This is a genomic window from Streptococcus oralis subsp. dentisani (assembly GCF_007475365.1).
GTDB classification, from domain to species: Bacteria; Bacillota; Bacilli; order Lactobacillales; family Streptococcaceae; genus Streptococcus; species Streptococcus mitis_AX.
This window is the reverse complement of sequence record NZ_CP034442.1, coordinates 465,232-484,517: the sequence shown is the minus strand read 5'-3', so window position 1 is coordinate 484,517 and position 19,286 is coordinate 465,232. Positions and strand designations below refer to the sequence as shown.

Here is a 19,286-nt window from a genome sequence, read left to right as displayed (position 1 = left end):
AAATGTTCATTAGCTCCTTCTTGAGCTCCTTCTTGCTTAAAATGTGAGAGGAGTTTTTCTGTATCTGGAATTCCTAACAAAACATGTTATAATAGTTTTAGAAAGGACGAGGTTTATGGCGAGCATTCTTGTAATTGAAGATAATAATGAAATCCAGGAAATTTTAAGAACCATTCTTGCAGAGGAACACGAGGTGATTCAAGCATTTTCTGGCACAGAAGGTATCATGCAATTTGACAAAGGTGGCATTGATCTTGTTTTGCTAGATATCATGCTTCCAGGGAAAAATGGCGACCAAGTCTTGCAAGCCATTCGACAAACTAGTCAGACTCCGGTCATCATGCTCACTGCTTTGGGCGATAAAAAGCTCATCAGCCAATATCTCCTAGATGGTGCCAATGATTATGTAGTAAAACCTTTTGATTTAGATGAAGTTTTTGCTAGAGTCACTGTGCAATTACGCCAAAGTGGTGAACATCAGTCAGAAAATCGAAGAGAAATTGATAACCTCGTAAAAAACTTTAAAAATATCCAGTTCGATGCGGATAGTTTTGAAATAAGCAATTCTACTGAAACCATTCGCCTTGCAAAGAAAGAGTGTCAGATTCTTCAAATGTTGCTCCATCATCCTAAAAAAATCTTCACCAAGGAAGAACTCTATGAATTGATTTGGGAAGAAAGTTACCTGCCTGGAGACAATACGCTCAACACCCATCTAAGCAATCTCCGTAAAAAACTGCATCAACTGGATCCAAATCATGAGTACATTGAAACCATTTGGGGAGTTGGTGTTCGATTAAAAGGAGACAAATAATGAATTACATTTTGATATCAATATTACTCCTTACTAACATTATTTTAGCGATTTCTTTGATTCGCTATCATATGGCAATTAGAGATTTAAGCAGACAAATCGAAGAAAAGATTCGCTCTGGTAGCATGAAGAGGATCGGGGTAAACTTCTTTTCAAAGACCATTTTACGTCTACATAACCAAATTGAGAATCTATTTCAAGAAGTGGAGCAAAATCGGCTAATCATGAAGCGTGAAAAACACACCCTAGATATGGCAATCAGTAACATCGCTCATGATATTCGGACACCTTTGACAATCGCTTCAGGATATACTCAGCAACTAATAAAACATCCCGATAATAGTCCAGAAACCTTAAACAAAATAGCCCATCATCTTGATTTGGTTTCCAAACGTTTGGAGGCTCTCCTCGAATATCGTCATTTGATGGAAGGAGCAGTCAAACCGAAACTGGAAGAACTTGATTTATCAACTTTTATAACGAAGAAGACTTTAACTTATTACGACGTTTTTCAATCTTCACAGATTGTTCTTGATTTTAACGTTGAACCAGGATTGAAAACGACGACTGATGAGGATTTGCTTGATCGAATTATACAAAACCTCCTTGGAAATGTTCTCAAGCACGGCAAGGAGAAGGCTCGACTTTCTTTGAAAAAGGAAGAAAATAGGCTTGTTTTGGAAATTGATAACCTAGTCAAAAAACCTATCAAGAATATAGACAATCTCAGTAATCGTTTTTATTCTGAAAATATGTCAGATACTGAAGAATCCTCTGGCTTAGGTCTCTATATTACCGAGGAATTAGTTCATCTTCTTGGAGCGGATATGAAGCTAAGCACAGATGGTAAATGGTTGTCGGTTTTCATTTACTTTTAACGAAAAGAAACCTCCTCAGTAGTCTAGAGGAGGTCATTTTTTATAGACTTTTCTTCTTGAAAACGGTAAGGCTGCTGAGAGAGAAGAAAAGTATGACAGAAACGCAAACCGTGATGGTATAGAGAATAGATTGACTATTACTAGTCATAGCATAGGCAAAATCTAGGATTAAATATCGTAGAATTTCAATGTCTGGGAAAACAAGCATTGGCATAGAAAGTAAGATAGAGCTGACCAAATAACCAATAAATACCGCAAGATAAGAATGACTAACATAGAGAATGAAGGAAACAATTGAAAGCCAAGCGAGAAGGCAGAGAAATTGAAGGAAAATGGTTACAAGTAGATTGCCGATAAAGCCATCAGGCATCGTACCAAGTCCGTTTAGTATAGTTGCTGGAATAAAGGCAATAACAAGGCTAACAATAAGTTGTAAGAAAGCGATACTTGCTAGTACAAAGGATTTAGCAAGGAAAAACTCTGTACGAGAAACGCCAACAGTCAAACTATTTTTATAGAGCTTGCCGATTAGATCAACTCCGAGAACGAGACATGCTAGAACAATGCAGAGAAAAACGAGGTTTGAACCATTGCTAGACGCGTTGATTAGAGCTTCTATCCCATTCCAACCATGGGTAGGAGTCTCTGGTGGTGTTGTATTTACTGCCATTAGATGTCCTGTAGCACCAATAGTAGCACCCAGTAACATAAGTACAAAGAGAATGAATTCTGTAATCCAGAATCCTTTGGAGCGGAAAAGACGGTAAAAATCTGCTTGAATGGTATGTATCATGATTTTTCTCCTATTCTACCAATTGGGTGAAGTATTCTTCTAGGTTTTGACGGGCAAAGTAAATCTCATCAATAGCAACATCGGACAAAGTTAGTTGCTTGAGAATCTGTTTGACATCTTGTTCATTACCAAAGATATGGATTTCATTTTCAGGATTGACAACCTTAAACTGGAGTTGGATTTGTTCTTTCAATACCTGACAAGCTCTTTCTTTATCGCTTGTTTTAAGAACAATATAATCCTCACTCAGTGTTTCAAACTCGGCTTTACTGATTTCACGGATAATCTTACCTTGATCCAGAATACCAAAGCGATTAGCTAAGAGATAGAGTTCTGACAAGATATGGCTAGAGATGAGGATAGTTATGCCTTTTTCTTGATTGAGTCGCTGAATCATCAGACGAAATTCTTTGATTCCAATCGGATCGAGACCGTTAATGGGTTCATCAAGAATAAGGAAGTCAGGTTTGGATAGGAGGGCAATGGCGATGCCAAGTCTTTGTTTCATTCCTAGTGAGAAATCACGAAAGACTTTTTTCCCTGTATCTGACAAGCCAACATAGTCCAAGGTCTCATGAATCACCTTATCAGCATTTGGGATATGACGAATCATACAATAATATTTCAGATTTTGATAAGCTGTTAAATGATTATGGGCTACAGGTGATTCGATAACAGAACCAACTCGAGATAAAGCCTTGGTCCACTCATTTTGTCCTTGACTAGAAAAGAGGGAAACTGTACCTTTGTCCGCAAACAATAATTGTGTAATGATTTTAATAAGAGTAGTTTTACCTGCTCCATTTTTTCCAATTAGACCATAAATATCTCCCTCTTTTATGATTAGACTAAGATCTTGAAGAATAGCTTGTTTACCAAATTGTTTGGTCAGTCCTTGAATTTCGAGTACTGTTTTCATGATTTTCTCCTTTTGATTTATTTTTCTAACTTTAGTATAAGCTATAGAAATCAAAGAAAGTTCAAGTAATTCTAAAGAGTTTCTAAAGTTTTATGATTCTAAAAAACAAAACCCAGTTGATATGAACTGGGCCTCTCAATTATAAAATATACTTCTCAATGGCACGCGCAACGCCGTCTTCTTCATTACTGGCTGTAACGTCATTAGCAAGGGATTTGACATGGTCACTAGCATTTCCCATAGCAATGCCAAGTCCTGCAAACTGAAGCATTTCGATGTCGTTATTGGCATCGCCCATGGCCATGATTTCTGAGGAATCAATCTTCAAAATATCTGCTAGTCGAGAAAGAGCAGTAGCCTTTGTCGTACCAAGTGGCATAGCTTCATAAATGACAGGCTGCGAACGAACACCGCTAAATTGTTGGCAAAGCTCCCCAGCAAAACGATTCTCAAAATCGTCTGTTTGCTCTTTTGTTCCCAAAAACATTCCTTGGAACATACGATATTTACCACTGGTGGCTTCCTCAAGGGAAATTTCAGTCAGGTCTGAAAAGACGAGCTTGGCATCATTTTGAACGATTTGATTAGGCTTACCACCGAGAACAAAATAATGTTCTTCATCAAAAAGAGTCAACTGGACGTCGCTTTTTTCAGCCAGGTCATAGAGGTATTCAATGTCAGCTGGACTGAGTTCTTGCCAGTCAACTAGACTCCAGTCACTGGTCTGGTGAGTTGAGCAACCGTTATTGACAATGACATACTCGTTCTGGAGATCAAGACCCAGTTTTTTGTAATAAGGAAGAACACCGAAAAGCGGTCGACCCGTACAGAGAACCAATTTGACGCCTTTTTCAATAGCCTGGTGAATGGCAGTAATGTGGGCTTGTGGGATTTCCTTGGCTTCATTAAGGAGGGTTCCGTCCATATCCAAGGCTAGTAGTTTAATCATAAGACTTCCTTTTCTAGGTGTTTTGCTTTTATTATAGCATATAGACTATAAAATGTCTGACAGAATTGTAAAATTTGACTTTCATTTTCTTGAAAAACAAAATAAATTCTTATATAATATGTATACTTAATATTTGAGGAGAAAAAATGTTAAAGTATAAGTTTAATTCAATTTACAAAAATGATGAAACAGAATCTACAGGTCTTCTTTTCATCAAAGTTTACAACAAGTGGGAAAGCAACTTAAAAAGAGTTTTAAAATCAGTTGGTCTCACTTTGCCTCAATTTATCGTGTTAACCTCTCTCTTGTTTCTGAGCAATAGAGAGGAATATGTAACGCAAGTTGATATAGCTCGGTTCACCGGTATGGATGTCATGACGGTTTCCCAGATTGTTAGGCTACTGGAGAAGAAAGACTACATTAGACGCGATCAACACCCAAAGGATAGTCGGGCAAAACTTGTCTCAGTGACGAAGTCTGGCGCGGAGAAGATCAATCAAGCTTTACCCTTAGTAGAGGGAATTGATGAAGAATTCTTTGAAAAACTTTCTAACGATAGAGAAAGTTTTAATCGCATGTTAGCAGTATTGGAGGATAAAAATGCCTAGATATTGGGTCGGAGTTGTTTCAAAGAACCATGTTTTAAGAGGAGTTGAGGGAAATTTTTGTCAGGTCTGTCATGGAAAGGGCGGCCCCTTAAATCGTATGAAAAAAGGTGACTATCTTTTATACTATAGTCCAAAATACGATATGAATGGTCAAGATAAGTTACAGGCTTTTGTGGCCGTAGGTAAAATTATAGATGACAAAGCCTATCAAGTAGAGCAATTTGAAGGATTCTTTCCCTTTAGACGAAATGTCGAGTATTATCTACCAGTCAAAGATTGTTCCATAGAAATAGCCAGACAACATCCTGAATGGAGAGACTATACTTCTCGACTTCGTTATGGACATTTTGAAGTTTCCAAAGACTTTTTCCTCTATATCTTTCATCATATGAAAGTGGATGATGAAGTATGATTGATTTGCTAGTTAAATGATTATCAACAAGAATTTTGGATTTGGACTGTGAAGCGAACTTTGCTATAATAGAGTAAGAAACTTTGATAAAGCAAACGAGGCTGAGATGAAATTACTTTATACTGATATTCGGACTTCTTTGACTGAAATTCTAACCAGAGAGGCAGAAGAGCTAGTTGCTGCAGGCAAGCGTGTTTTCTACATCGCACCCAACTCTCTTTCATTTGAAAAGGAACGCGCCGTGCTGGAATGCTTGTCCCAGCAGGCTTCTTTTGCGATTACCGTCACGCGTTTTGCTCAGATGGCTCGTTACCTGGTCTTGAATGATTTGCCAACTAAGACGAGTCTAGATGACATCGGGCTTGGGATGGCTTTTTATAAATGCCTTGCGGGACTCGATTCCAAGGATTTACGTGTTTATGGCGCGATTAAACAAGACCCTCAATTTATCCAGCAGTTGATTGAACTTTATCACGAGATGACAACTGCTCAGATGAGTTTTTTAGACTTGGAAAGTTTGACCGATGAGGACAAGCGGGCAGACTTACTCTTGATTTTTGAGCAAGTGACTGCCTATCTCAATCAAAGCCAGTTAGCTCAGGGAAGTCAGTTGTCCCATTTGATTGAGGCTATTGAGAATGATAAGGTAAGTAGTGATTTCAGTCAGCTGGCTTTGGTTATCGACGGTTTTACCCGTTTTTCTGCCGAGGAAGAGCATGTGGTGGATCTGCTCCATCGTAAAGGTGTTGAGATTGTCATTGGTTCTTATGCAAGTAAGAAGGCCTATACCAGTCCGTTCGCTGAAGGCAATCTCTACCAAGCCAGTGTAGAATTTCTTCATCATTTAGGTGCTAAATACCAAACGCCTGCTCAAGACCGTTCTCAGACTCATGAGAAAATGGATAGTTTTGACAAGGCCTCTCGTTTGCTGGAGTCTTCTTATGACTTTTCAGAACTCACTTTGGAAGTCGATGAGAATGACCGTGATAATCTGCAAATCTGGTCTTGCTTGACGCAAAAGGAAGAGTTGGAGTTGGTAGCGCGTAGTATCCGTCAGAAATTACATGACAATCCAGACTTGAGTTACAAGCATTTTCGTATTCTGTTAGGAGATGTGGCTTCTTATCAATTGTCCTTAAAGACCATTTTTGACCAGTACCAGATTCCATTCTATCTAGGTAAAAGCGAATCTATGGCCCACCATCCCTTGACCCAGTATGTGGAGTCAATTTTACGTTTAAAACGCTACCGTTTCCGTCAGGAGGATTTGATTAATCTTCTCAGAACAGGCTTGTATACTGACCTCAGTCAGGCAGAGATTGATGCTTTTGAGCAATACCTCCGCTATCTTGGTATCAATGGCTTGCCAATCTTTCAGCAAATCTTCACAAAATCCCACCATGGAAAATTTGATTTGGAACGCTTGAATGCCATTCGTTTGCGTGTTTTGGCTCCTCTTGAAACCTTATTTGCCAGTCGGAAACAGAAGGCTGAAAATCTTTTGCAAAAGTGGAGTGCTTTTCTAAAAAACGCTGCTTTAAGCAAGCAGATGCAAGGTTTAACATCCACTATGGAAGTCCTAGAGCAGGAAAGGCAAGCTGAAGTTTGGAAAGCTTTCTGTCATGTTTTAGAACAATTTGCGACAGTTTTTGATGGTTCACAAGTTAGTCTGGAGGACTTCTTAGCCTTACTCCACTCTGGGATGAGTTTATCTCAGTATCGCACTATTCCAGCGACAGTGGACACCGTTCTGGTGCAGAGTTACGATTTGATTGCACCACTGACTGCTGACTTTGTCTATGCCATTGGACTCACTCAGGATCATCTACCAAAAATCGCGCAAAATACTAGTCTTTTGACAGACGAAGAAAGACAAAGCCTAAACCAAGCGACAGAAGAGAGAGCGCAATTGCTGATTGCAAGCAGTGAAAACCTCAAAAAAAATCGCTATACCATGCTTTCTTTAGTCAATGCCGCTCGTAAGCAGTTGATTTTGTCAGCACCAAGTCTTCTCAATGAAAACGAGAGCAAGGAATCTGCCTATCTTCATGAACTGGTGAGTTTTGGATTTAGCAGAAGAGAAAAGAGAATGAACCATAAAAATCTTAGCAAAGAAGATATGGGTTCTTATCACAGTCTCTTGTCTAGTCTGGTGGCTTATCATCAGCAAGTGGATTCTAGTGAAAATGAACAAGATGTGACCTTTGTCACTGTCTTGGCGCGTGTCATGGGGAAAAAACTTGACCAAAAAGGCCTTTCAAATCCTGCCCTTCCAACTAGTCCAAGTAGCAAGCCATTAGCAAAGGATACCTTACAAGCTCTCTATCCTGCTGACAAGGAGTTTTACCTGTCTACCTCTGGTTTGACAGAGTTTTACCGAAATGAATACAGTTATTTCCTCCGCTATGTCTTAGGTTTGCAGGAAGAATTGCGCCTGCGCCCAGATGCTCGCAGTCATGGGAATTTCTTGCACCGTATTTTTGAACGTGCCTTGAAACTGCCTGCTGAAAATCCGTTTGATCAACGTCTGGAGCAAGCTATTAAGGAAACCAGTCAAGAACGCGAATTTGAAGCCATTTATCAAGAAAGTTTAGAAGCCCAGTTTACCAAGGAAGTTCTTCTCGATGTCGCTCGGACCACTGGCCACATCCTTCGTCATAATCCAGCCATCGAAACCATCCAAGAGGAAGCAACATTTGGAGGCAAAGATCAGGCCTTTATTCAATTGGATAATGGTCGCAGTGTCCATGTGCGAGGCAAGGTTGACCGCATTGACCGCCTGAAAGCTGATGGAGCACTAGGAGTAGTAGACTACAAGTCTAGTTTGACTCAGTTCCAGTTTCCTCATTTTTTCAATGGACTTAATTCCCAACTGCCAACCTATCTTGCCGCCCTTAAAAAGGAAGGGGAACAGAACTTTTTCGGAGCTATGTACTTAGAAATGGCAGAACCTGTCCAATCTCTGTTGACCGTTAAAAGTTTGACTGGAGCAGTAGTAGAAGCCAGCAAGTCTATGAAATACCAAGGGCTCTTTTTAGAGAAAGAAAGCAGTCACTTGGGGGAATTTTACAATAAAAATAAAGCCAACCAGCTGACAGATGAGGAATTTGAGCTCCTACTGGCCTACAATGCTCATCTTTACAAGAAAGCAGCTGAAAAGATTTTAAAAGGCCAGTTCGCCATCAATCCGTACACAGAAAACGGCAGTAGTATTGCCCCATACGTCCAGCAACATCAAGCCATTACAGGCTTTGAAGCCAATTACCATTTAGGTCAAGCTCGTTTCCTAGAAAAGTTAGACCTAGCTGATGGCAAACGACTGGTGGGAGAAAAACTCAAGCAAGCTTGGTTTGAAAAAATGAGAAAGGAGTTGAACCGATGAAGTCCGTTTCCTTTTTAACTGAGGAAGAGATTCAAAAATTGCAAGAAGCAGAAGCGAGTTCAAGCAAGGAACAGAAGAAAACAGCCGAGCAAATCGAAGCCATTTATACTGCTGGGCAGAATATCCTAGTCTCAGCGTCTGCTGGTTCTGGAAAGACCTTCGTCATGGCAGAGCGTATTCTGGACAAATTAGCACGTGGCGTGGAAATTTCTCAACTCTTTATCTCAACCTTTACTGTCAAGGCTGCGACCGAACTCAAGGAACGCTTGGAGAAAAAAATCAGCCAGCAAATCCAAGAAACCGATGATGTTGATCTCAAACAACACTTGGGACGACAGTTGGCTGATCTGCCAAACGCGGCCATCGGAACCATGGACTCCTTCACACAAAAATTCCTCGGTAAACATGGCTATCTGATTGACATCGCACCAAATTTTCGTATTCTACAAAATGAAAGCGAACAGTTAATCTTAAAAAACGAAGTTTTTCATCAGGTGTTTGAAGAGCATTACCAAGGTGAAAATAAAGAGAAGTTTAGTCGTTTAGTTAAGAACTTTGCAGGGCGTGGCAAGGATGAACGTGGTCTGCGCCAGCAAGTCTACAAAATTTATGACTTCCTCCAATCCACCAGTAATCCGCAAAAATGGCTGAGTGATTCTTTCCTCAAAGGCTTTGAAGAAGCTGATTTTACCAGTGAAAAAGAAAAACTAACTGAGCAAATCAAGCAGGCTCTTTTGGATTTGGAAAGCTTTTTCCGTTATCATCTGGATAATGATGCCAAGGACTTCCCCAAAGCTGCCTATTTAGAAGCTGTGCAACAGGTTTTGGATGAAATTGGCTCCTTAAATCACGAGTCCGAGAGTCAGGCTTATCAAAAAGTTCTTTCACGTGTTGTCGCTATCTCGAAGGAGAAAAATGGTCGGGCTCTTGCTAACTCTAGTCGAAAGGCTGATTTGAAGCCATTTGCAGATGCTTATAACGAGGAGAGAAAAACCCAGTTTGCAAAACTTGGACAACTAGCAGACCAGATAACGATTCTCGACTATCAAGAACGTTATCATGGAGACACCTGGGAGTTAGCTAAAACTTTCCAAAACTTTATGAGCGATTTTGTGGCGGCTTATCGTGAACGTAAACGACAGGAAAATGCCTTTGAATTTGCTGATATCAGTCATTATACCATCGAAATTTTAGAGAATTTCCCACAAGTCCGTGAGGCATATCAGGAGCGATTCCATGAAGTCATGGTCGATGAGTATCAGGATACCAACCACATTCAAGAACGGATGCTGGAATTGCTGTCGAATGGCCACAATCGCTTTATGGTGGGAGATATCAAGCAGTCCATCTACCGTTTCCGTCAGGCAGATCCACAGATTTTCAATGAAAAATTCCAACGCTATGCGCATAATCCTCAAGAGGGCAAGCTGATTCTCCTCAAGGAAAATTTCCGCAGTAGTTCAGAAGTGCTATCAGCAACCAACCATGTCTTTGAACGCCTTATGGACCAAGACGTTGGTGAAATCAACTACGATAGCATGCACCAGCTTGTTTTTGCCAATACCAAACTGACTCCCAATCCTGAGAACAAGGCAGAATTTCTCCTTTATGACAAGGATGAAAGTGAACAAGAGGAAGAAGAGAGCCAAGTAGAAACAAAACTAACAGGTGAAATGCGCTTAGTCATCAAGGAAATCCTGAAGCTCCATCAAGAGAATGGTGTAGCCTTTAAAGAAATCGCCCTTTTGACTTCCAGTCGCAGTCGTAATGATCAGATTCTCCTTGCCTTGTCTGAATACGGGATACCTGTAAAAACAGACGGAGAACAAAATAATTACCTCCAATCCCTAGAAGTGCAAGTCATGCTAGACACCCTTCGTGTCATTCACAATCCTCTGCAAGACTATGCCTTGGTTGCCCTTATGAAGTCTCCCATGTTTAGCTTTGATGAGGACGAGTTAGCACGTTTGTCCCTTCAGAAAGCAGCTGATAAAGTCCAAGAGAATCTTTATGAAAAACTGCTTCATGCTCAAAAACAAACAACTGAGCGGAAAGAGTTAATTCACAAAGCTTTAGCGGAAAAACTAAATCAATTCATGGATATCTTGGATTCTTGGCGCTTATATGCCAAAACCCACTCCCTCTATGACTTGATTTGGAAGATATACAACGATCGTTTTTACTATGATTATGTTGGAGCCTTGCCTAACGGTCCTGCCAGACAGGCCAATCTCTATGCTTTAGCTTTGAGAGCAGACCAGTTTGAAAAGAGTAATTTCAAAGGCTTGTCTCGTTTTATTCGAATGATTGATCAGGTTTTGGAAGCACAGCATGATCTCGCAAGCGCAGCCGTTGCACCACCTAAAGATGCAGTGGAACTCATGACCATTCACAAGAGTAAAGGTCTGGAGTTTCCTTATGTCTTTATCCTCAACATGGATCAGGACTTCAATAAGCAAGACTCAATGTCTGATGTTATTCTCAGTCGTAAAAATGGGCTTGGTGTCAAATACATTGCCAAGGTAGAAACAGGAGCAGTAGAAGCTCACTATCCTAAAACCATTAAACTCTCCATTCCTAGCCTTACTTATACGCAGAATGAAGAAGAACTGCAACTGGCTAGCTATTCTGAGCAGATGCGTCTGCTGTATGTTGCCATGACACGGGCTGAGAAAAAGCTCTATCTTGTCGGTAAGGGCTCTCGTGAAAAGCTGGAAGTTAAGGAATATCCAAGATCTGAAAACGGAAAACTAGATAAACATACCAGACTTCAAGCCAAGAATTTCCAAGATTGGATTTGGGCTATCACTAAAGTGTTTGCTAGAGACAATCTCAACTTTAGCTACCGTTTCGTTGGTGAAGACCAGCTGACCAGAGAAGCTATTGGAGAGTTGGAAAACAAGAGTCCTCTACAAGATAGTTCTCAAGCAAGCAATCGTCAGTCAGAGACCATCAAAGAAGCTCTTGAAATGCTAAAAGAGGTAGAAGTCTATAATACTCTTCACCGTGCGGCTATTGAACTTCCTAGCGTCCAAACTCCTAGCCAAATCAAGAAATTCTATGAACCAGTGATGGATATGGAAGGGGTACAAATTGCTAACCAAACCAAATCACCAGAGAAGCAAATCAGCTTCGATTTACCAGATTTTTCAACTAAAGAAAAGGTAACAGGAGCAGAAATTGGTAGTGCAACCCACGAACTCATGCAGAGAATCGACCTCAGTCAGCAACCAACACTTGCTAGCCTGAAAAATACTCTCAAACAAGTTCAAACTAGTCCAGCTGTTAGAGATAAAATCAATCTTTCTAAAATCCTAGCTTTCTTTGACACAGCACTTGGTCAGGAAATTCTCGCCAATACAAACCATCTCTATCGAGAGCAACCTTTCTCCATGCTCAAACGAGACCAAAAGAGCCAAGAGAACTTTGTTGTCCGTGGAATCCTAGATGGATATTTACTCTATCACGACCGAATTGTCCTCTTTGACTATAAGACTGACCGTTATGATGAACCAAATCAGCTTATTGAACGCTATCGTGGTCAGTTAGCCCTCTACGGAGAAGCCTTATCACGAGCTTATTCGATTAAAAATGTTGAAAAATACTTGATCTTACTTGGTAAAGACCAGGTTCAAGTTGTAAAAGTATAATCTAGAAAGGAGACCTCATGCCACTTCCAGTTAGAAAATCCCTGCATGACGCAGTTATACAAGCTTCGCAAGCAAATACTTGGGATCAAGCAACCAAGGAATGGAATGAAGTTTCCTTGATTTTTAATGGTATTGGGCGCAGTAACTGTATCTGCGGAAATGCCATTAAGTACGCTTACGAACTCTTAAATAATGTCACAGGCCAACGCCTCTTTCCAATCGGAAGCGACTGTGTTCGCCATTTTCATCGTATTAGCCTCGATCAGCAACTGGAAGAAGAAGAGAAACTTCTCAGAAAGCTTGAAAATCTAACTAGAAAAGTCAAGAAAAAGGAAAAAATCAAAGTCAATAAAAGCAATTTTGACGAACGACTTCTAAAATGGTTTTGGGAAAAAGGTGTTTTCAAAGCCAATCGTGGCAATCAATTTGCACCTGAGAAAGATTACCAGCTTTTCCTAGAAGTCTTTCAAGGTGGAAGTTGGACCAAGGCAGAGCCAAAAAAGAAGGCTCGTCTGGAAGAAGTCCTTGAAAAGTGTATCAAACCCTTTCTACTTGGTAAGTCTGATGATCAACTATACCTTATCAAGCTAGGTAAGGAGAAAATAGACTACGAGCAACATTTACGGATCCAGGCAGAGAAAGAACGTAAGAAAAGAGACAAAATCGCCAAGCAATACGCTGACAATCTCATTCTAGCCATGGGGCCTGCTGAACGCGCCTATCAAGATTACTTTGGCTTTACAGAAACTCTCACACCAGAAGAACGAAAATGGGAAAAAATCCTTTTTGGAAAGAATAGGGAAGAGCGGGCCATCAAGGCAAAGCAAAATCAAAAAGAGCTTGAAAAAGACCAGAGAATTGTGAATCAAGATCCTCTCGAGAGAAAGCAAAAGCAGATTTGGCTTCTCAATTCTTATTTTCGTGATTTGCCTGATGAAAAAGCCAAATTTTCTCGACTCTTACTAGAATATCGAAAAACTGGAGAAGTGCCCTTTTCAGAGGATTACATGTCTGATCATTTAATCGACTTTTTCTACAAGATGAAAGCCTTTGAGTTTGAAATTGCTCCAGATCAAGTTGCTGAATTCTTAAAAGAATGTCTAGAAGCGGACCACCTATCTTCAGCTCAATCAACTTGGATTAGGGGGATTTTGACCAACTGCCTTCAACCATTTTTAGAAAGATTAGTCATATAGAAAAATCCTACCTTGTCTATACATGGTAGGATTTAAGTATCTTCAAAGATATATTGATACAGTTGAACCACTTTCTGAAAACGTTGCGTATCCATTCTAGTTATTTTTTGAGCATTGCGCATTCGAAAATCAAAGGTATAAAGTTGAAATGGGTTGACAGCACCATCTACCTTATCCGACGAGACAGGAACGAGCAGGCCTTTTTCTGCTAAATGCTGCTGACCATGGGTGATGGGACAGACAGCAACAAAACCAGTTTGCAAGGCATATTCTCTCCTAGACACAACCAAGGCAGGGCGCCGTTTTTGAATTTCCCGACCAACTGATGGATCAAAGTCGAGCCAAATGATATCTTGTTTTTCAGGAATATAATCACATTTCGCTGTCAATGATTTTTACCCCTTCAAAATCATTTGTCATTCTTAAATCAGCAATCCCATCAAAAGGATCTTTTAGTTTAGGAGCCAAGACAATGACTCCATCAATTCCCTTATAGACAACCATTTCTTGACCTTCTGTCATACCCAAATTTTTAGGAATGGTCACTGTGAGAGAATTTCCCACCTTCCGAGTCTTTACTGTATTCATCACTCTACCTCCACGAAACTGTATATACAAAGTATATACCAAACAGCACATTAAGTCAAGCAAACACTATAGTACATAAATTAAGTTATGTACTATAGTATGATTTTATTTTAGTCAAAGCCTGTGCAAAAGCACCTAATTTATGATAGAATAGATGTGAGAAAGAAAACGTTTTATCACGTTTTTTTAGTCGGAAGGGGAATTATTATGGCTACTATTCAATGGTTTCCGGGCCACATGTCTAAGGCTCGGCGACAAGTTCAGGAGAATTTAAAATTTGTTGATTTTGTGACGATTTTGGTGGATGCGCGTCTTCCTTTATCTAGTCAAAATCCTATGTTAAACAAGATTGTGGGTGATAAACCCAAACTTTTGATTTTAAACAAGGCAGACCTAGCTGATCCAGCAATGACAAAAGAATGGCGTCAGTACTTTGAATCACAGGGAATTCAAACACTGGCTATCAATTCCAAAGAGCAAGTTACTGTGAAAGTTGTGACAGATGCAGCCAAAAAGCTTATGGCAGATAAGATTGCCCGCCAAAAGGAACGCGGTATCAAGATTGAAACCTTGCGTACCATGATTATTGGAATTCCAAATGCTGGAAAATCAACCCTGATGAATCGTTTGGCTGGGAAAAAGATTGCAGTTGTCGGCAATAAACCAGGTGTAACCAAGGGGCAACAATGGCTCAAAACCAATAAAGACCTTGAAATTCTAGACACACCAGGGATTCTATGGCCTAAGTTTGAAGATGACACTGTCGCACTTAAACTAGCCCTAACTGGAGCAATAAAAGACCAGTTGCTTCCAATGGATGAAGTGACCATTTTTGGTCTCAATTATTTCAAAAAACATTATCCAGATAAGCTAGCTGAACGCTTCAAACAAATGAAAATTGAAGAAGATGCTCCTGTGATCATCATGGATATGACACGCGCCCTCGGTTTCCGAGACGACTACGACCGTTTTTACAGTCTCTTCGTGAAGGAAGTTCGTGATGGAAAACTCGGTACCTACACCTTAGATACATTGGACGACATCGATGACGACGATTAAAGAAATCAGAGAACTTCTTGCTACAGTCAAAGACTTAGACAATCCCCTGTTTCTTGAACTGGAAAAAGATAGCCGAACTGGAGTTCAAAAGGAAATCAGCAAGCGGAAAAAAGCCATTCAAGCTGAACTCGAGGAAAATATTCGTCTAGAAAACATGCTTTCCTATGAAAAAGAGCTTTATAAACAAGGCTTAACCTTAATTGCAGGTATTGACGAGGTCGGCCGCGGTCCTCTTGCTGGACCTGTAGTCGCTGCAGCGGTAATCTTACCTAAAAATTGTAAAATCAGAGGCCTCAACGATAGTAAGAAAATCCACAAAAAGAAACATTTGGAAATTTATCAAGCCGTTCAAGAACAAGCATTGGCAATCGGCATTGGAATCATGGATAATCAAGTCATTGACCAAGTCAATATCTATGAAGCAACTAAGCTTGCTATGAAAGAGGCAATCTCTCAGCTAAATCCACAACCTGAGCACCTCTTGATCGATGCCATGAAACTGGAATTGCCGATTTCCCAAACAGCCATTATCAAGGGAGATGCTAACTCGCTCTCTATCGCAGCCGCGTCCATAGTTGCCAAAGTGACACGGGATAATTTAATGAAGGATTATGACAACCAGTATCCTGGATATGATTTCGCTGCCAATGCTGGATATGGAACGACAAAACACATAGAAGGTCTTGATAAACTAGGAGTTACCCCAATTCATCGTACCAGTTTTGAACCTGTCAAAACACTGGTTGTAGCAAATAAAGAAAGTTAAGTTGGAGGAAATGATTATGGAGGAACAGTCAGAAATACTCCGATCCAAGAAAGAATTTGCCTTTGCTTCAAGTACCATATTATCCCAAGTTGGGCGAGGAATCATCGTCGGGCTAGTTGTCGGGCTAATTGTTGGATCCTTTCGTTTCTTAATCGAAAAAGGCTTCCACCTGATACAAGGGCTCTATCAAGATCAAGCGCACCTAGTGCGCAATCTTTTTATCATTGGCCTATTTTATTTAATAGTTTGCTGGCTCAGTGCCAAATTAACTCGCTCAGAGAAAGATATCAAAGGCTCAGGAATCCCACAAGTTGAAGCCGAACTAAAGGGACTGATGACTCTTAGCTGGTGGAGTGTCCTCTGGAAAAAATATATTCTAGGGATTCTAGCTATTGCAAGTGGACTCATGCTAGGTCGAGAAGGGCCAAGTATTCAACTTGGAGCGGTCGGTGGTAAAGGTATTGCCAAGTGGCTCAGATCCAGTCCAGTAGAGGAACGTTCCTTGATTGCAAGTGGGGCTGCTGCAGGACTAGCAGCTGCCTTTAATGCACCAATCGCAGGTCTCCTCTTTGTTATAGAAGAAGTTTACCACCATTTTTCACGCTTTTTCTGGGTCTCCACTCTAGCAGCTAGTCTCGTAGCAAACTTTGTTTCGCTACTCATATTTGGTCTAACGCCAGTATTGGATATGCCTGACAACATTCCTCTCATGACCCTAGACCAGTATTGGATTTACCTCCTTATGGGAGTTTTTCTCGGGCTATCTGGTTTTTTCTATGAGAAAGCTGTACTTAATGTTGGTAGAGTTTATGATTGGCTTGCTCAAAAAATCCGTTTAGATAGAGCTTATTATCCAATTCTGGCCTTTATTCTCATCATACCAGTCGGAATTTTCTCACCACAGATCCTTGGTGGTGGAAATCAGCTAGTTCTTTCCCTAACTAAGCAAGATTTTAGTTTCCAAATTCTATTAGTTTACTTTTTGATCCGCTTTATCTGGAGCATGATTAGTTATGGAAGTGGCCTTCCAGGAGGAATTTTCCTACCAATTTTGGCCCTTGGTTCCTTACTTGGTGCCCTAGTTGGCGTCATTTGTGTTAATCTTGGTCTTGTCAGTCAGGAACAATTTCCAATATTTATCATTTTAGGAATGAGTGGCTACTTTGGAGCGATATCCAAGGCTCCCCTAACAGCCATGATTCTTGTAACCGAAATGGTAGGAGACATCCGAAATCTCATGCCCCTCGGACTTGTGACCTTGGTAGCCTACATCATCATGGATCTACTCAAGGGTGCGCCAGTCTATGAGGCTATGTTGGAAAAAATGCTGCCTGAAGAAGCGACAGATGAAGGAGAAGTTACCCTCATTGAAATTCCTGTATCAGACAAAATCGCTGGAAAACAGGTTCACGAACTCAACTTGCCACATAACGTACTCATCACCACCCAAGTCCATAATGGCAAGAGCCAAACAGTTAACGGCTCAACTAGAATGTATCTGGGTGATATGATTCACCTAGTGATTCCAAAAAGTGAAATTGGAAAAGTCAAAGATTTGTTGCTGTAGGTTTTTTACATAATTTATATTGTGTAAAAATTTAATTAAATACATTAGAAAACCGATTCTCAGAAATGAGATCGGTTATTTTTTGCAGATAAAATATTTTACATACAAATAATTGAACTTGGGTAAAAATAAGACTATAATTAAGTTAGAAATGATAAAGCATAAAGCTAGAAAGGAGTTTACTGTATCAAATCTGTACAGTAAGATTAAAATCATGAAAAAGAAAACAATAGCAATTATACAATGTATTTTGTATCTCATAGCTCCTTATATAGCTCTTCAGTTATGTAGAATGAACAGAAGTATCGTTACTGATAATCTCTTTTTTATTTTCCTTATTCTGCTGACTATTTCATTCTGGTTTAGTATTTGGAAACTAGAAAAAGCACTATATAATAATTCACAATAGAAAAAAGACTTAGGTCTGTATTTCATAGATCTGAGTCTTTTTTCTATTTTATTCCTTTCTTTAAAAGCTCCTATAACATCTTTCCGAAAAACTATAATTTTCTTGAAAAACATATAGATCTATGCTATACTACTAGTAGACTTAATTATGGAGAAAATACATGAAACGTGAGATTTTACTGGAACGAATCGACAAACTAAAACAAATCATGCCCTGGTATGTTCTGGAATACTACCAATCAAAGCTTACTGTTCCCTACAGTTTTACGACCTTGTACGAATACCTCAAGGAATACGATCGATTTTTTAGCTGGGTTTTGGAGTCTGGCATTTCAAACGTTGATACAATGGCCGATATCCCCTTATCTGTCTTAGAACATATGACAAAAAAAGACATGGAATCCTTTATCCTATATCTACGAGAACGACCTTTACTGAATGCCAATACAAGCAAACAAGGCGTTTCGCAGACAACCATCAATCGGACCTTATCAGCCCTTTCTAGTCTTTACAAGTATCTGACCGAGGAAGTTGAAAACGACCAGGGAGAACCCTATTTCTATCGTAATGTAATGAAGAAAGTTTCAACTAAGAAAAAGAAAGAAACCCTTGCTGCCAGAGCTGAAAACATCAAGCAAAAACTCTTTCTAGGTGATGAAACAGAAGGTTTTCTAACCTATATCGACCAGGAGTACCCACAACAACTCTCAAATCGCGCTCTCTCGTCATTTAATAAGAATAAAGAACGTGATTTGGCCATTATTGCCCTTCTCTTGGCATCTGGTGTTCGCTTATCTGAAGCTGTTAACCTGGACCTAAGAGACCTTAATCTCAAAATGATGGTCATTGATGTCACTCGAAAAGGTGGCAAACGTGACTCGGTTAATGTCGCGGCATTTGCAAAACCTTATCTAGAGAATTATCTAGCCATTCGAAATCAACGCTATAAGACGAAAAAGACGGATACAGCTCTCTTTCTGACCTTATATCGTGGTGTTCCCAATCGTATCGATGCTTCTAGCGTTGAAAAGATGGTTGCTAAGTACTCTGAGGACTTCAAAGTCCGTGTAACTCCTCACAAACTACGCCATACCCTGGCAACTAGGCTCTATGATGCTACTAAATCGCAAGTTTTGGTCAGCCACCAGTTAGGGCATGCTAGTACACAAGTCACTGACCTCTATACCCATATCGTCAATGATGAACAAAAGAATGCTTTGGATAGTTTATAGAATACATAAAATTATTTATGTAAAATATCACTCATAAAAAGAAGCTGCTAAAACAAGCAACTTCT

At 40.0% G+C, this 19,286-nt stretch carries 16 protein-coding genes; 11 read left to right on the top strand and 5 right to left on the bottom strand.

The annotated features are described in order from the left end of the window. Positions 1-115: 115 nt before the first annotated feature. Both EJF26_RS02530 and EJF26_RS02525 read left to right on the top strand, forming a co-directional pair. The gene (locus EJF26_RS02530; RefSeq protein ID WP_000146572.1) at positions 116-814 is read left to right on the top strand and encodes a response regulator transcription factor; all 699 of its coding nucleotides are present in this window, start codon (positions 116-118) and stop codon (positions 812-814) included. Continuing rightward, a complete protein-coding gene (locus EJF26_RS02525) occupies positions 814-1,692 on the top strand; it encodes a sensor histidine kinase (RefSeq protein ID WP_001106752.1) in 879 nt (292 codons plus the stop codon). The genes EJF26_RS02530 and EJF26_RS02525 overlap by 1 nt, the downstream gene beginning before the upstream one ends. Before the next feature lie 40 nt (positions 1,693-1,732). On the opposite strand, the gene EJF26_RS02520 is transcribed toward EJF26_RS02525, so the two are convergent. From EJF26_RS02520 to EJF26_RS02510, 3 genes are all read right to left on the bottom strand, one after another. Beyond that, positions 1,733-2,485 (bottom strand): ABC transporter permease, encoded by a 753-nt coding sequence (locus EJF26_RS02520; RefSeq protein ID WP_000581967.1) that lies wholly within the window; start codon positions 2,483-2,485, stop codon positions 1,733-1,735. 10 nt (positions 2,486-2,495) lie between these two features. Beyond that, the gene (locus tag EJF26_RS02515) at positions 2,496-3,404 is read right to left on the bottom strand and encodes an ATP-binding cassette domain-containing protein (protein ID WP_000859686.1); all 909 of its coding nucleotides are present in this window, start codon (positions 3,402-3,404) and stop codon (positions 2,496-2,498) included. Between the two features lie 139 nt (positions 3,405-3,543). After that, a complete protein-coding gene (locus EJF26_RS02510; RefSeq protein WP_000593597.1) occupies positions 3,544-4,353 on the bottom strand; it encodes a Cof-type HAD-IIB family hydrolase in 810 nt (269 codons plus the stop codon). Positions 4,354-4,499: 146 nt separating this feature from the next. On the opposite strand from EJF26_RS02510, the gene EJF26_RS02505 reads away from it, so the two are divergent. The 5 genes from EJF26_RS02505 to EJF26_RS02485 all read left to right on the top strand — a co-directional run bounded on the left by EJF26_RS02505 (position 4,500) and on the right by EJF26_RS02485 (position 13,601). Then, on the top strand, positions 4,500-4,961 hold the full coding sequence (locus EJF26_RS02505) for a MarR family winged helix-turn-helix transcriptional regulator (RefSeq protein WP_000922391.1): 462 nt from the start codon (positions 4,500-4,502) through the stop codon (positions 4,959-4,961). Next, on the top strand, positions 4,954-5,373 hold the full coding sequence (locus EJF26_RS02500; RefSeq protein WP_001138490.1) for an EVE domain-containing protein: 420 nt from the start codon (positions 4,954-4,956) through the stop codon (positions 5,371-5,373). Before EJF26_RS02505 ends, EJF26_RS02500 begins: the two co-directional genes overlap by 8 nt. Positions 5,374-5,479: 106 nt before the next feature. After that, the gene (rexB, locus tag EJF26_RS02495) at positions 5,480-8,755 is read left to right on the top strand and encodes an ATP-dependent nuclease subunit B (protein WP_000772322.1); all 3,276 of its coding nucleotides are present in this window, start codon (positions 5,480-5,482) and stop codon (positions 8,753-8,755) included. Next, the gene (addA, locus tag EJF26_RS02490) at positions 8,752-12,405 is read left to right on the top strand and encodes a helicase-exonuclease AddAB subunit AddA (RefSeq protein ID WP_000844091.1); all 3,654 of its coding nucleotides are present in this window, start codon (positions 8,752-8,754) and stop codon (positions 12,403-12,405) included. The genes rexB and addA overlap by 4 nt, the downstream gene beginning before the upstream one ends. 17 nt (positions 12,406-12,422) lie before the next feature. Continuing rightward, the gene (locus tag EJF26_RS02485) at positions 12,423-13,601 is read left to right on the top strand and encodes a hypothetical protein (protein WP_001130893.1); all 1,179 of its coding nucleotides are present in this window, start codon (positions 12,423-12,425) and stop codon (positions 13,599-13,601) included. A 32-nt stretch (positions 13,602-13,633) separates the two neighbouring features. Here the strand turns inward: EJF26_RS02485 and EJF26_RS02480 are convergent, their stop codons facing one another. Then, positions 13,634-13,990 carry a type II toxin-antitoxin system PemK/MazF family toxin gene (locus EJF26_RS02480; RefSeq protein WP_000125492.1) on the bottom strand — a complete coding sequence of 119 codons (357 nt, stop codon included), beginning with the start codon at positions 13,988-13,990 and terminating at the stop codon, positions 13,634-13,636. After that, positions 13,974-14,189, bottom strand: a complete 216-nt coding sequence (gene mazE, locus EJF26_RS02475; RefSeq protein WP_001098938.1) for a type II toxin-antitoxin system PemI/MazE family antitoxin — start codon at positions 14,187-14,189, stop codon at positions 13,974-13,976. Before mazE ends, EJF26_RS02480 begins: the two co-directional genes overlap by 17 nt. A 207-nt stretch (positions 14,190-14,396) precedes the next feature. Between mazE and ylqF the strand changes: the two genes are divergently transcribed. The 4 genes from ylqF to xerS all read left to right on the top strand — a co-directional run bounded on the left by ylqF (position 14,397) and on the right by xerS (position 19,221). Next, positions 14,397-15,248 (top strand): ribosome biogenesis GTPase YlqF, encoded by an 852-nt coding sequence (gene ylqF, locus EJF26_RS02470; protein WP_000201288.1) that lies wholly within the window; start codon positions 14,397-14,399, stop codon positions 15,246-15,248. Next, positions 15,235-16,014, top strand: a complete 780-nt coding sequence (locus EJF26_RS02465; RefSeq protein ID WP_000207529.1) for a ribonuclease HII — start codon at positions 15,235-15,237, stop codon at positions 16,012-16,014. Before ylqF ends, EJF26_RS02465 begins: the two co-directional genes overlap by 14 nt. A 16-nt stretch (positions 16,015-16,030) precedes the next feature. Further along, positions 16,031-17,581: a ClC family H(+)/Cl(-) exchange transporter gene (locus EJF26_RS02460; protein WP_000392523.1), complete on the top strand. Its 1,551-nt coding sequence runs from the start codon at positions 16,031-16,033 to the stop codon at positions 17,579-17,581. 569 nt (positions 17,582-18,150) lie between these two features. Next, entirely contained in the window at positions 18,151-19,221 is a 1,071-nt protein-coding gene (gene xerS, locus EJF26_RS02450) for a tyrosine recombinase XerS (protein ID WP_000817876.1), read from the top strand. Positions 19,222-19,286 lie beyond the last annotated feature (65 nt).